Raw genomic sequence first — 13,948 nt, 5'->3', positions numbered from 1 at the left:
ATGAAGAAAATCTTATTAACGATCATAGTATTGGCATTGGCCATCGTGTCTGCAGCATGCGGGAAAGAAGAAGGTGCATCAGGCGGTTCGGATGATGTGAAAACAGTAAAAGTCGGTGTCAGCAGCGGGGATACAAGAACATGGGAATACATTGTCGACATAGCGAAAGAGGAAGGGCTTAATATCGAACTGGTCACTTTCAATGATTATATCCAACCGAACCTTGCTTTAAGTGAAGGTGAAATTGATGCTAATTCATTCCAAACGGTCGCTTACTTCGATGAATTCGTTCAAGATCAAAATCTAAAATTAGAGGCCATCGGGTCGACTGTCATTGCGCCTATGGGCCTTTATTCGAAAAAACATAAAAATCTCAAGGATCTTCCGGATGGCGCTACGATTGCCGTTCCGAATGAAGCAACAAACTTTGGCCGTGCACTACTTCTTCTTCAGGAAGCTGGATTGATTACATTGAAAGAGGAATTCAATGGATCGGGATCATTGGAAATTATTAAGGAAAATCCGAAAAACTTGAAAATCCAACCTGTTGCTGCAGGCAATACACCGCGTCTATTGGATGATGCCGATGCTTCAGCCATCAATAATAACTTTGCTGTCGAAGCAGGCCTTACTTTAAAAGATTCTTTATTCCATGAAAGTAAAACGGCGAAACCATATATTAATATCATTGCAGTTAAAAAGGGTAATGCCGATCGTCCTGAACTGCAAAAATTAGTGGAGCTTTATCAATCGAAAAAAGTGGAAGCGTTCATTGAAAAAACGTTTAAAGGAAACACCATTCCTGCATATGTTTCTGTAGATGAATTATTGAATTACCAGGATGCTTGGACAAAACCAGCTAATGAAAAATAATGATTTAGAACAAGTGAAGGAATGCCGGATGGAGTCAAGGTGCTTATCCGGTTCCTTAAACCAAAAAGGGGAGATTAGAATATGGCGAGAGAATTAGTGCAGAAGCAGCATCAGCAGATCATTGAAGATCACATCGACCTTCATTCCAAATTATATATCGAAACGAGTCAAGCCATTCATGCCAAACCCGAAATTGGGAATCAAGAATTCTTCGCTTCGGATACATTAACCGGAATACTTCGAAATGAAGGATTTGAAGTGACCCGCAATATAGCCGGACATGAAACAGGATTCATCGCAAAAAAAACCTCTTCGAAGAAAGGACCCACAATTGCCTTTTTAGCCGAGTATGATGCATTGCCAGGTTTAGGTCATGCTTGCGGCCATAATATCATCGGCACAACGAGTGTTGCAGCGGGCATTTCCTTGGCTCAAGTGCTGGAGGAAACGGGCGGAGAGGTGATTGTTTTCGGAACGCCGGCAGAAGAGGGCGGCCCGAATGGAAGCGCAAAAGGCAGCTTTGTGAAGCACGGTCTATTTGATGGGGTGGATGCGGCAATTCTTATCCATCCAGGCGGGCAAACGCGTGTCACAAGTCCATTTTTGGCAGTCGACCCCCTTGATTTTCATTTTTACGGGAAGTCAGCACATGCAGCAGCTGCACCTGAAGAAGGCGTGAATGCACTTGACGCGGTGATTCAGCTGTTCAATGGCATTAATGCTTTGCGTCAGCAGCTCCCAGCCGAGGTCAAGATTCACGGAATCATCACCAATGGCGGGGAAGCGCCTAACATTATTCCTGAATATGCTTCCGCCAGGTTTTACATTAGAGCAACAACATGGAAACTTTGCCAAGAAGTATCCAATAAAATACGTGCTGTTGCCGAAGGGGCAGCACTTGCCACAGGAAGTACGGTTAGAGTTGAACGTTTCCAAAATGAAGTACTCGATTTTGTCATTAATCCAGTTCTGGATGAACTGTTAAAAGAAGAACTGGCTCAATTAGGGGAAGCAGTGGGTCCTCGAAAAGAGAGTGGCTTTGGTTCGACGGATGCTGGTAATGTAAGCCATGTAGTGCCGACAGCACATCCTTATATAAAAATTGGCCATGATGAGCTGATTGCCCATACGAATGAATTCCGCGACTGTGCCAAATCTCCTGCTGGAGACAAAGCCATCCTGACCGGAGCAAAAGCCCTTGCACTTACAGGGTATAAATTGATTTCGGATAAAGACCTGTTGGGTAAAGTGAAATCAGCATTTCATGAAGCGAAGCAAAAATAAATAAGATGCAGGAAAAAAATTGTTGACTGTGGATCACAGAGTTAGTATTATAAAAATAACAATACCAAGTAATTAAATAGGAATTATAGGTTAATTGACCGGAAAACCGGAGACTTTTCTTTCATGTAAAGAGGTGTCTCCGGTTTTTTTTGTGAATGGGCAAGTGGAAAGATTCTCTTTCAATACATCCTATAAAGGGGGATTTATCATGGGGATATTATTACGTAAAGCGATTGAGAAAAAAAGAAACTTTCTAATCAACAAGTTGATTAACAAGGGAGTTTATAAAAAGAATGACATCCATCTTTTTGAATTAACCTTAACCGATTTAGAGAATGAATATATTAAAATAAGTAAAATCGAAGAGAAGGAATCCGATGATCATTCCCCCTGTCTGAGGATACATCATTTCATATAAAATCAGAATAAAAGGAGAGGGTGAAATGAAGAAGGGCGTGGAAGAAAGGCGGAAAGAATTGATCTATAAACTTATGATCCATACTGTAAATAAGAGTGTGGAACAGCTGATGAAGTTAACCTTAAAAGAATTGGAAATAGAATATAAAAAGGTTCAAAATGACTGTCATCCCCATAGTGATGCAGGTTCGATACAATGGATCAATGCAAAACGGCATTAGGCTGAATGTGGAACCTTAATTCTTCATAAAAAATTTCATCATTTTGCTAACGGCTTTCTGTGCTGATTCTGCATGATAGTTTGAGTTGTAAGGGTCGCTGAATCCGTGTTTTCCGCTGAATTTATGAACTTCGACATTCTTTATTTCCAAAGCTGAAATTAACTCGTCCACATTAAATGATGGCTCCTCTAATGGGAAAAATAGCAATGCAGGGCATTGTGGCGCTAATTCCGCATAATTCCTTATACGCGAACCATAGTAACCAACTATTCCATCGACACACTCTTCCTCACTGCACAGCCAAGCTACAGTTGCCCCTGCACTGAATCCAAGGATGAAAATCTTTTGGTATACATCTTTTATATCCGCTAATATTTCCTTTATTTTATGTAAGGCGCCTGTGAAACCTACGTTCTCCATAAAATGACGATAGGCAGCTTCCTCTTGGGAATAATCAAAAGGCGTCTCACGTTCTAACAAATCCGGACAGATCACATCAAAACCCTGTTTTGATATTGACTCACAAAAACCCTGCATATGTAGGTTCAGTCCATATATTTCGTGAATGACAATAATGACAGTATCGGACTTCTTCTGTATGTGCAGCATGTTTACCCTCCCTAAACTAAACTAGATATATAAAAGCCTACCAATTCTTTTCATCCTTAACAATTACAAATCATGAGTACATTACCATCAGGATCTTGAAAGTTAAAATATGCAAAATCCCCAATACGCTCTATTTCTTTAGCAATAGATATGTTATTACTATTAATGAATTTATAGGCTTCGTCTATATCCTTTACGTAAAAATTAAACAATACATTGCTGGATGGTTCGAATCTAAAATCAGGATCAAATGTATGGTCGTCTAACGTTAATCCAGTTTCATTTGTTATAGGAATATTGTAAACAGGAGATTCTACAGAATCACTATTATGAGGAATGCCAAGGAGATTACAATACCATCCAGCTGATTTCTTTAAATCTTTAACATGAATGAAAACATTGTTAACTTTAGGGTAAATAGGAGAATTTATTGATTCCATACTTTACCACCTTTCATTGAACCTTACCTAAGAATTCAACGAATCTCCATAAAAACCTTTTTTAATCATTGAGTAGACTTACATATTCAACAGCTGCACAGAAACGCCCATTTTTTTTATGCGTATCAGCCTTTTCCCCTTTTAACATAAAGAAAAGGTGTATAAGACAGCCCTTATCGTTAGTTATATTCCAAATGCGTAGTACTATTTGAAAATCTTATAAGTTTGTATGGATGATCAGTATACTCAAGAAGATGTATTCCTGTATTATGAGAATTGAACCACACATCATTAATTGCGGGTGGTAATTGAAGAAAGCTTTCAATTATTTTAGTAATTACCCCTCCGTGGGATATAATGGCAATTCGTTTATAATTTGCACTGTTCTCTCTAATATAAGTGAGTACATTTTGAGCTCGTAATCTAAAATCTAAATTATTCTCCCTATCCTGCATCTCACGTAAATCTTCCAAGAGTGTGACTGGACATTTGATAGTATTTGATAAAGTTTCGGCAGTTTTACTAGCACGAAGCAAGGTACTTGACCAAATGTATTCTGGTGGAAACTCTTTAGAGACACGTCTGCACATTTTTTCTACTTGTTCAATTCCTTTGATGGTTAGTGGCAAATCAGTAGTTCCTTCGTAATTTTCTTCTAGAAAATCGTCTTCTGACTCACCATGCCGAATTAATAATATCTGCAAGATATCACCTCGATTTTGTTTATTTATTCCAATTTATACTTCTATTCAACTTTAATAAAACCTTTAAAAGAATAAAACTTGAGCTATTAGTCATAACTCTAGTTATAAGATCGTATAATGTCCTTTTTTTACACGAATATATGATTGTGGTGCTTTTAACAAGTAAACTTCCTCACTCCATGAAGATAAGTAAAGCCTCCTAGTTTAATTCCACCTTGAACAACTATAACAACCAGGTGACGAAAATGTAATATAATGGATTAAACTGTTAGGAAGAACGATGGAGATTTACTTCCTTTCTCTTTAATATGTAAGAAAAAGAGGAAGGTTGGGTATGAAATGGATTTTTTTGAGCTGAATATCAATGTATTTAGAATGATCAATGACTTAGGGAAACAATACGCTTATTTAAACCCTTCTGCCATTTTCATTGCCGAGTACATGGTTTTTTTATTAGCTTTAGCTGTCATCGTATTATGGTTCACTCGAAATGAACAGAGTAGAATGATGGTTGTTTGTGGGATGGTTACGTTTGTAATAGCCGAAATGATGGGGAAAATGGCAGGGAAATTGCATTCAAACAATCAGCCATTTGCTGAATTGACCAATGTTAATAAGTTAATTGAAAAGGCAGTGGATAATTCATTTCCAAGCGACCATACCATTTTGTTTTTCTCGTTTTGTGTCTCCTTTTGGCTTTTCAAAAGAGGTTGGTGGTTGTTATGGATCATGCTGGCTTTCCTTGTTGGCATTTCCCGTATTTGGGTAGGTGTCCACTTTCCGGCGGATGTGCTGGCAGGAGCTATCCTAAGCACCATTTCAGGATTGGTGGTTTACCTTGTTGTTCCTAAAATAAGCTTGATTCATAAATTATTAGGGGGTTATGAGAGGTATGAACAAATGGTTCTAGCCCCGTTAACTAAATCAAAGGAAAAAAAATCAAAGAATTTGTAAGCGGAATCAAAATAAAAGGGTTGCTCAGGCAGCCTTTTTTTATTGAAAGAAGTGTAGTTTGGTAAATACAAAAATATCCACATTATGATACTGGTGGTAAAATAAAGCGAAAGCAATCTATCGCAATGGGGGACGTAATATTGATTGATATCCAAGAAATCAAAGACATTATCAGGCATCGCTATCCGTTTCTTTTAGTTGATAGAGTTTTGGAATTGGAAGAAGGAAAGAGAGCGGTGGCCATTAAAAATGTCACAGCAAATGAAGAGTTTTTCAATGGGCATTTTCTAAATTACCCAGTGATGCCAGGTGTATTGATCGTGGAGGCATTAGCACAGGTAAGTGCTGTTGTTATGCTTACAAAAGAAGAAAATAAAGGGCGGATTGGGCTTTTGGCTGGTATCGATGGATGTCGCTTTAAAAAGCAAGTAAGGCCAGGGGACCAATTACGTTTAGAAGTAGAGATTACTCGCTTGAAAGGTCCTATCGGTAAAGGAAAAGGAAGGGCTACTGTCGATGGAGAAACTGTATGCGAGACAGAGCTCATATTTGCTTTTGGTGATTGATCTATCATGTGCAATAACGGGGGAATGATGGTGATGCCGATAAAAAAAGCCTACGGGTATGTGACAAGAATCAAAAATGGAGAAACACAGGTATTGGTTTTTCAACATCCCATTAGGGAAGCGGGGATACAGATACCAAAGGGAACAGTGATGCCTCAGGAAGATCCTTACCAAGCTGTGATTAGGGAAATGAAAGAAGAAACAGGTCTGGAAAATTTTCATGTGGAGAAATTGATTGCGGAAGATTTTTGGGAGAACGTTGATGGTGCCATACATAATAGATATTTTTATCAATTACGTGTATACAATGTTCCTGATGAATGGGATCATCGGCCAACAGGTGGAGGAGATGAAGAGGGGCTGATATTTCATTTCTTCTGGATCTCATCCGAACATGAAGTGCAACTTATTAAAGGGCATGGAGATTATTTAAACCTGATATTCAATTAACCCTTCAGTCCGCAGCAGTTTATCACAACTGGCCAAGGTCATTATTGATCTTGGCCGGTTGTTTTTTAATGGTCAGGTTTGTTTTTCGGTAATGAAAGTTTTTACGGTTGGCGGTTCATATGTATTAAATTGATCAAGCAGTCCATTTGGTTCAACATCTACCAGCGCCATGGAACGGAATTTTTCATGCAGGAACTGTTCGTCGGACATATGATTGAATAAAGCGACCAAAGGATCATAATAGTGATTGATATTTAAGAGTCCGCAAGGTTTTTGATGAAGACCAAGCTGAGCCCAAGTGAAAATCTCAAAGAATTCTTCCAATGTTCCTGGCCCGCCTGGCAAGACCATGAACCCATCTGCAAGCTCAGCCATTTTTGCTTTTCTTTCATGCATGGATTCCACGACGATCAATTCAGTTAAGTTCTTATGGGCTATTTCTTTTTTTTCTAGAAATTCTGGCATGACTCCAATTACATTTCCTCCTGCTTCCAGAACGGAATCTGCAACTGCACCCATGATTCCTACACTTGAGCCTCCATAGACAAGGGTAATATTACGTTTTGCCAGTTCCGCACCCAGTTTTTTAGCCTCATCTACATAGACAGCAGATGCACCTTTGCTTGATCCACAAAATACAGCTAGACTTTTCAAAATATCACATCTCCCATTTAGTAATCTTCCCTTCTTATCATACAAAATTCAGGAAGATTTGTTAAACTTGAATCATCTAACTGAAAGGTGGATGAATATGAACGTCACTGAATTTCAACAATGGGTAAAAGATTATTATGAAGCACGAGGATGGTCAGAATTGGACATTTTCATTCGCATTGGCTTTTTGGCAGAAGAAACCGGCGAGGTGGCACGAGCCATTCGCTCCCTTGAAATTGGCAGGGATAGACCTGATGAGGTTATTGGTTCGTATGAAGAAAACAAACAGGAGTTAACCGAAGAATTGGGAGATGTGCTAGGAAACTTGATTGTGATTGCGAACAAGTACAATATCCCATTGGAAGAAGTGTTCAATGCCCATAAAAAGAAACTATCTGACCGCTATTATCATGCATAAATTCCTTTGATTTAATTGATTAACATGAAAATCATCCTGTTTTTAACTTGAAGAGCTGTGACTATCAGCTTTTTTTTTATGGGCAAACGATAGTTTGTAGTACCCATTTAATTCCTCAAAAAGAAATAATTTCAGACTTTTATCCCCCTCCGTTAACAAATAATTCACAAAATATGGGTAGTATGCGCGATTGAGATGGGATTTTATTGGGTATACACTTACACTAAAGAGGAATGAACATTCATTCCGCATCTTATGAAAAAAGGGGTGAATCATTATGATCACTGCAATAAATAAACGAGACAGTATAGTATCTAGCGCTTTAGTGCTATTCGCAGAACGGGGATATGATGCGACAACGATCCCGATGATTGCTACATCGGCAGGAGTTGGAGCGGGTACCATTTATCGTTATTTCGAGAATAAGGAAGTGCTGGGCAACAAGATTTTTCAAGAGTACTTGGATATTTTCACTGAAACGGTCAAGAATGGATTTCCTCATGATGATTCAATTCGCAATCAGTTTCACCATATTTTTAAATCAATGGTTCACTTTACAACCGAGCAGGACCAAGCACTTTATTTTATTAAAATACATAGTGGAGCCCATTTTTTAAATGAAGATAGTCATGCTAGCTTTCAAGGGCTATTGGATATATTTAAAAATTTCTTTGAGTCAGGAAAAGAGAAAAAAGAAATAAAGGAGCTTCCTTCTTCAGCTTTGATTGCCATCATTTATGGAGCTTTTCTTGAGCTTGAGCGACTTGTTCGCATCGGGGAGTTAGAACCTGAACCAAAACTTTTGGCAGATGTGGAAGAAAGCTTTTGGGATGCAGTCCGATTGCACGCTTGAAAAATTTTTAACATGTAAACGGAATGAACGTTCATTCCGCATTCTAAACTATTGTAAAGAGGTGCTAATAAAATGGAAAACACAACTCAGTTTCCACAGCCAAAGACATATGGCCCCCTAGGCAGCCTGCCTATCATTGATAAGGATAAGCCGCTTCAGTCTTTCATGAAGCTGGCACGAGAACTTGGGCCGGTTTTTCAGTTTCAATTTCCGGGTCGAATCACTACATTCGTATCAAGTGCTGCCCTCGCAAAAGAAATTTGTGATGAAACAAGGTTTGATAAGAAAGTCGGTCCAGCCCTACAAAAAGTGAGAGCATTCGGCGGCGATGGCCTTTTCACAAGTGAAACGACGGAGCCGAATTGGAAAAAGGCCCATAACATCCTGCTGCCCAGCTTTAGCCAGCAAGCAATGAAGGGATATCATGCCAAAATGGTGGATCTTGCTACCCAACTCATTCAAAAATGGGCCCGCCTGAATCCGGCTGATGAGATAGATGTTCCTGAAGATATGACACGATTGACCTTGGATACGATCGGACTCTGCGGGTTCAATTACCGTTTTAACAGTTTTTATCGGGAGACCACCCATCCTTTTGTCACCAGTATGGTGCGTGCGTTGGATGAAGCGATGAGCCAAACGCAGCGGCTTGGCATCCAAGATAAACTGATGATCAAATCTAAAAAACAATTCAGGGAAGACATTCAATATATGTTCTCTCTAGTGGATGAATTGATTGCTGACCGAAAACAAAATGGTGATCAGGGAGAAGATGACCTCCTTTCCCATATGTTGAAAGGAGTCGATCCCGAAACAGGTGTATCACTGGATGATGAAAATATTCGTTTTCAAATCATTACCTTTTTAATAGCTGGGCATGAAACGACGAGCGGTCTCCTATCGTTTGCCATCTATTTCCTCATGAATAACAGAGACAAGTTAAGAAAAGCGCAGCAGGAAGTCGATGAAGTGCTGGGTGATGATGTTCCTGATTACAAACAAGTGAAAAAGCTGAAATATGTCCGGATGGTGCTAAATGAAACGCTTCGTCTGTGGCCGACAGCTCCGGCGTTTTCCGTTTATGCAAAAAAAGATACCATGCTGGGTGGAAAATATAATGTGAAGAAAGGTGATGTGTTCTCGCTGCTTATTCCCGAGCTTCACCGTGATCCATCTGTTTGGGGTGATGACGTTGAATCGTTCATTCCTGAGCGGTTCGAGGATTTGGATACCATCCCTTATCATGCTTATAAACCGTTTGGAAACGGGCAGCGCGCCTGTATCGGACAGCAGTTTGCCCTTCATGAAGCGACACTGGTGCTCGGCATGGTTTTACAGCACTTTGACTTGATTGATCATGAAGAATATCAATTGGATGTTAAAGAAACTTTGACTCTCAAACCGGACGGATTGACCATGCGCGTTTCACCGAGGAAGCCGACAATGTCATTTACCGCTGCTTCTCCAGAATCAAAGTCAGCGGACAAAGGAGCCACGGTATCTCCAATCGAATCAGCACATGGGACACCATTACTCGTCCTGTTTGGATCAAATATGGGAACAGCGGAAGGGCTTGCTCGTGACCTTGCCGAAACAGGAAAGCGACAAGGCTTCAATGCCGAGGTTGCCCCTTTAAATGATTACACCAATAGGCTTCCCAAAGAAGGAGCTGTTCTTATAGTCTCGGCATCTTATAATGGAAATCCCCCGGATAATGCAGGTGACTTCGTTTCATGGCTGAAGGAAAGCGAGGGTAACACATTGGATGGTGTTCACTATGCGATCTTCGGCTGCGGGGACCGCAATTGGGCCAATACGTACCAACGCATTCCAATCTTCATTGATGAGCGGCTGGAACAAAAAGGAGCAGTGCGGCTGTCAGAAACAGGCTATGGAGATGCAAGCGATGACTTTGAAGGGGATTACGAGAAATGGACAGAAGCCCTTTGGCCGAATCTTGCCAAAACCCTGAACATTGAAGTGAATAGGAATGATCGGGTAGTCAGCTCGATTACGATGAACTTCGTAAGTGATGTGAGCGGCACACCACTTGCCCGCACCCATCATGCTTTTACTTCCATTGTAAAAAGGAATTTTGATTTACAACATGTAGATAGCGGAAGAAGTACACGGCATATAGAATTAACTCTGCCAGAGGGAATACATTATCAGGAAGGCGATCATCTCGGGGTTCTTCCGCAAAATCCATCGGAACTTGTCGAGCGAGTGCTCAGTCGATTTAACCTAAAAGGCCAAGATTACGTAAATCTAACTGGGGATTCCGGAAAAGCTGCCCATCTTCCTACAGGAAAACCGGTAAAACTAGAAGAATTACTATCAAACTATGTGGAGTTCCAAGAACCCGCCACCCGGTCTCAAATTCGGGCGCTTGCCACTTATACGGTATGTCCTCCACATATAAAAGAGCTTGAAGATCTTCTTTTGGACAGTACCTATAAACAAGAAATCCTGAACAAGCGCATAACCATGCTTGACCTTATTGAAAAGTATCTTGCATGTGAAATCCCATTTGAACGTTTCCTGGCTTTACTGCCACCTTTAAAAGCAAGATACTATTCTATCTCAAGCTCACCACTCCACAACGAAGGAGAAGCAAGTATCACCGTCAGCGTCGTCCGTGGAGAAGCTTTGAGCGGAAACGGGGAATACAAAGGAATTGCATCGAATTATTTGGCAGAACGCTTCCAAGGAGACAAAATAGCCTGCTTTATCAATACGCCGCAATCCAATTTCCAACTTCCAGAGAAAACAGGAAAACCAATCATCATGATTGGCCCTGGAACAGGAATTGCACCATTCAGGGGATTCATACAGGCACGTCGCGTTTTGAAAGAAAAAGGTGAAACTTTAGGGACTGCTCACCTTTACTTTGGATGCCGTAATCCGGAACATGATTTCCTCTATCAAGAAGAACTCGTGCAAGCCGAACAAGAAGGCCTTGTAACACTGCACACCGCTTACTCAAGATGTCCTGGTCAAGAAAAAACATATGTCCAGAACAGATTAGCGGAAAACGCCCATGACATCCTTCCTTTATTAAAAGAAGGAGGACATCTATACATCTGCGGAGACGGAAGCAAAATGGCACCTGATGTTGAACGAACACTAATCGAAAGCTATATGCATTTCTATCAAACATCGAAAGAAGAAGCCACAGTATGGCTGCAACTATTAGAGGAAAATGGCAGATATGCGAAAGATGTTTGGGCAGGAGCATAAATAGGAGGTGCAGCGATTCTTAAGGGAATCGCTGCTTTCTTTATGCGGTAATGATAAAAAAACGAATCCACGAGTAAAACAGCAAAACTTACGAGTAAACAATGTAAATTCACGAGTAAAACAGCAAAACTCACGAGTAAATAGCGGAAACTCACGAGTAAAATGCGAATTCACTAGTAAACAGCGCAAACTCAGGTATATATCGCTCGAATTCACGAGTTAATGCGCTGAAAATAGAAGAATTGGAACTAATGGGGAGTGCATTCATACATTGGCGGAGAGCGTTTACGGATTCTTTATTCATTGTTAATGTTGAGAAAAGCTAAAGTTTTTATTAGTGGACAAATTGTATTAGAATGTTTGGTTAAGACCTTTCCTACTTATATAGACCGAAATATAGTGGGAAATTCACGAGTAAAACAGTACACGGCCATGTGGTTAATTGAAGATAAAGGGGTCACTTTGAAAAATGTTTAAGTATACGGTTTGTTTTGTAAAGAAGAATAATGAACTACTCATGCTTAACCGGGAGAAAGCTCCTATTATGGGTGTTTGGAACGGGGTGGGGGGCAAAATCGAGAAAGGTGAAACACCTGATATAGGTGCACAGCGTGAGGTATTTGAGGAAACGGGCATAGAGGTAGAGACCTTTTTTTCTAAAGGAACGGTTACCTGGGTAACTCCAGAAGGTGAATTGGAGGGAATATATGTATATTTGTATATGGCGGATGAGGATTTAATATATGAAACACCGAAAAAAACGCGGGAAGGCATTCTTGATTGGAAATCCATTGATTGGATACTTCACCCGCTTAATCTCGGAATTGCTGAGATGGTTGCGCAGTATTTGCCGGTTTTATTGAAAAAAGAAGGAAACTATGCATTCACTTACAAAAATGGCCAGACATATATTTCATGAACCAGCCTTACTTAAAAAGGGATACTACCTACTTAGTATCCCTTTCAATAAGTTAAAGCTCATTCTCGAATAAAAAGCCAGTCGGATTTTTATTGCAGAAAAGTGGGTTAGTGAATGAAGGAAATTCCATTTTCTACACAATGAAGAGGTGTTAACTGGTATGATTTAAAAAAATAGTACTTAAGGGGAAATATTCTTGAAAATAGTTAAACTCATCTTAGTAATAATCGTTCTTGCTTTATCAGCCTATCAACTAATTACTAGAAATTTCGAGTTGATGCCGTATTCTATGTTGTTCTTGGGCGCACTTATGTTAGTAATGGGATTGGTCGAACTTCAAAAAGATAGAAAAGGAGGATTTTTGGGGTGCGTTGTTGTCTCATTGTTTCTTTTCTTTGTTTCCATACAGGGTTTCTTTTTGAACTAACAGGTTCTTTACTTCAATAACTAGGTCGTTGCATCACCCTTTTTGTTACGCAATTAAAGGGATATTTTGTTAAAATTAATAGTTGGATAATATATAGAATATTCGGTTATCACAAACGGGAGGTTGGATGAGGAAATGAAGATAATAGAACTGCCAATTGAATTTGAATTTAATGGGCAAAAAAACTACATTAATCCTAGCTTGATTATAAGGAAAAATGAACTAACTTTGGTCGATACAGGTTATCCTGATTTTTTACCTTTAATTGAAAATGAAATTATAAAAAATGGTTATGAAATGAAGAATTTAAAGAATATAATCATTACTCATTATGATATTGATCATATAGGTTCCTTATTTGATTTCAAGGAGAAGTATCCTCTGATTAACATTATAGCTAGTGAAGTAGAATCGAAATTTATTAGTGGTGAAATGAAGTCAGAGAGATTGGTTCAAGCCGAAGAAATGCTAGAAAATATGCCAAATCAAGAAATCGAATTCGGTAAATGGTTTATACAACAATTAAAGAAATTGAAGCATATTTCAATTGATGAAAAGGTACATGATGGTGATTTGATTTTAGATAACGAATGCAGGGTAGTAGCAACACCAGGGCATACCTCAGGGCATATTTCATTATTTTTTCCAAGTTTAAATAGTGTAATATCAGGTGATGCAGCTGTTAAAGAGAATCATGAATTGGGCATTGCTAATCCACAATTTTGTTTAAATGTCGAGGAAGCAGAACAGTCTTTAAGAAAGATTAAAGATCTTAAAGCTGAAAATTACTATTGTTATCATGGTGGGACATTCACTTTATGACGGTTATAAAATTTGATTTCCACTTAAGGCACTCGCTTTCCGCGGGCGGTCCGGGCTTGGCAGACAGTCGGCGGAAAGGGAGCGGATTTCTGAAATC

General features: G+C 39.5%; 17 protein-coding genes. 13 read left to right on the top strand and 4 right to left on the bottom strand.

From position 1 onward, the window contains the following. The 4 genes from MKY17_RS22895 (at position 1) to MKY17_RS22880 (ending at position 2,795) form a co-directional block, all read left to right on the top strand. The gene (locus tag MKY17_RS22895) at positions 1-873 is read left to right on the top strand and encodes a MetQ/NlpA family ABC transporter substrate-binding protein (RefSeq protein ID WP_098372064.1); all 873 of its coding nucleotides are present in this window, start codon (positions 1-3) and stop codon (positions 871-873) included. Positions 874-954: 81 nt separating this feature from the next. After that, positions 955-2,157 carry a M20 family metallopeptidase gene (locus MKY17_RS22890; protein WP_339200813.1) on the top strand — a complete coding sequence of 401 codons (1,203 nt, stop codon included), beginning with the start codon at positions 955-957 and terminating at the stop codon, positions 2,155-2,157. Between the two features lie 208 nt (positions 2,158-2,365). Then, positions 2,366-2,575 (top strand): Fur-regulated basic protein FbpA, encoded by a 210-nt coding sequence (locus tag MKY17_RS22885; protein WP_098372066.1) that lies wholly within the window; start codon positions 2,366-2,368, stop codon positions 2,573-2,575. A 25-nt stretch (positions 2,576-2,600) separates the two neighbouring features. Beyond that, on the top strand, positions 2,601-2,795 hold the full coding sequence (locus MKY17_RS22880) for a Fur-regulated basic protein FbpA (protein WP_098372067.1): 195 nt from the start codon (positions 2,601-2,603) through the stop codon (positions 2,793-2,795). 15 nt (positions 2,796-2,810) lie between these two features. Here MKY17_RS22880 and MKY17_RS22875 read toward each other — a convergent pair whose 3' ends face one another. From MKY17_RS22875 to MKY17_RS22865, 3 genes are all read right to left on the bottom strand, one after another. Continuing rightward, entirely contained in the window at positions 2,811-3,404 is a 594-nt protein-coding gene (locus tag MKY17_RS22875; protein ID WP_339200811.1) for a dienelactone hydrolase family protein, read from the bottom strand. A 56-nt stretch (positions 3,405-3,460) separates the two neighbouring features. Beyond that, entirely contained in the window at positions 3,461-3,844 is a 384-nt protein-coding gene (locus tag MKY17_RS22870; protein WP_339200810.1) for a VOC family protein, read from the bottom strand. 179 nt (positions 3,845-4,023) lie between these two features. Beyond that, positions 4,024-4,548 carry a histidine phosphatase family protein gene (locus MKY17_RS22865; RefSeq protein ID WP_339200809.1) on the bottom strand — a complete coding sequence of 175 codons (525 nt, stop codon included), beginning with the start codon at positions 4,546-4,548 and terminating at the stop codon, positions 4,024-4,026. Between the two features lie 339 nt (positions 4,549-4,887). Between MKY17_RS22865 and MKY17_RS22860 the strand changes: the two genes are divergently transcribed. The 3 genes from MKY17_RS22860 to MKY17_RS22850 all read left to right on the top strand — a co-directional run bounded on the left by MKY17_RS22860 (position 4,888) and on the right by MKY17_RS22850 (position 6,518). Beyond that, positions 4,888-5,502: an undecaprenyl-diphosphatase gene (locus MKY17_RS22860; protein ID WP_144548833.1), complete on the top strand. Its 615-nt coding sequence runs from the start codon at positions 4,888-4,890 to the stop codon at positions 5,500-5,502. A 140-nt stretch (positions 5,503-5,642) separates the two neighbouring features. Further along, positions 5,643-6,068, top strand: coding sequence for a 3-hydroxyacyl-ACP dehydratase FabZ (fabZ, locus tag MKY17_RS22855; RefSeq protein ID WP_098372072.1), 426 nt, complete (start codon positions 5,643-5,645; stop codon positions 6,066-6,068). 33 nt (positions 6,069-6,101) lie between these two features. Beyond that, positions 6,102-6,518, top strand: a complete 417-nt coding sequence (locus tag MKY17_RS22850; protein WP_260397915.1) for an NUDIX domain-containing protein — start codon at positions 6,102-6,104, stop codon at positions 6,516-6,518. 72 nt (positions 6,519-6,590) lie between these two features. On the opposite strand, the gene MKY17_RS22845 is transcribed toward MKY17_RS22850, so the two are convergent. Further along, complete coding sequence (locus MKY17_RS22845; protein ID WP_098372073.1) at positions 6,591-7,172, bottom strand: TIGR00730 family Rossman fold protein; 582 nt, start codon at positions 7,170-7,172, stop codon at positions 6,591-6,593. Positions 7,173-7,269: 97 nt separating this feature from the next. On the opposite strand from MKY17_RS22845, the gene MKY17_RS22840 reads away from it, so the two are divergent. The 6 genes from MKY17_RS22840 (at position 7,270) to MKY17_RS22815 (ending at position 13,851) form a co-directional block, all read left to right on the top strand. Continuing rightward, a complete protein-coding gene (locus MKY17_RS22840) occupies positions 7,270-7,590 on the top strand; it encodes a MazG-like family protein (RefSeq protein ID WP_098372074.1) in 321 nt (106 codons plus the stop codon). 277 nt (positions 7,591-7,867) lie between these two features. Further along, complete coding sequence (locus MKY17_RS22835; protein ID WP_098372075.1) at positions 7,868-8,443, top strand: TetR/AcrR family transcriptional regulator; 576 nt, start codon at positions 7,868-7,870, stop codon at positions 8,441-8,443. 72 nt (positions 8,444-8,515) lie between these two features. Then, on the top strand, positions 8,516-11,683 hold the full coding sequence (locus MKY17_RS22830; RefSeq protein ID WP_098372076.1) for a bifunctional cytochrome P450/NADPH--P450 reductase: 3,168 nt from the start codon (positions 8,516-8,518) through the stop codon (positions 11,681-11,683). A 469-nt stretch (positions 11,684-12,152) separates the two neighbouring features. After that, positions 12,153-12,602 carry an 8-oxo-dGTP diphosphatase gene (locus MKY17_RS22825; RefSeq protein ID WP_098372077.1) on the top strand — a complete coding sequence of 150 codons (450 nt, stop codon included), beginning with the start codon at positions 12,153-12,155 and terminating at the stop codon, positions 12,600-12,602. Between the two features lie 196 nt (positions 12,603-12,798). Beyond that, a complete protein-coding gene (locus tag MKY17_RS22820; RefSeq protein ID WP_098372078.1) occupies positions 12,799-13,029 on the top strand; it encodes a DUF3953 domain-containing protein in 231 nt (76 codons plus the stop codon). Positions 13,030-13,164: 135 nt separating this feature from the next. Next, on the top strand, positions 13,165-13,851 hold the full coding sequence (locus MKY17_RS22815; RefSeq protein ID WP_098372079.1) for an MBL fold metallo-hydrolase: 687 nt from the start codon (positions 13,165-13,167) through the stop codon (positions 13,849-13,851). Positions 13,852-13,948 lie beyond the last annotated feature (97 nt).

The sequence above is a fragment of the Peribacillus sp. FSL P2-0133 genome, assembly GCF_037975445.1.
In the GTDB taxonomy this organism is placed as follows: Bacteria; Bacillota; Bacilli; order Bacillales; family DSM-1321; genus Peribacillus; species Peribacillus simplex_E.
This window is presented reverse-complemented; position numbering and strand designations above follow the sequence as displayed.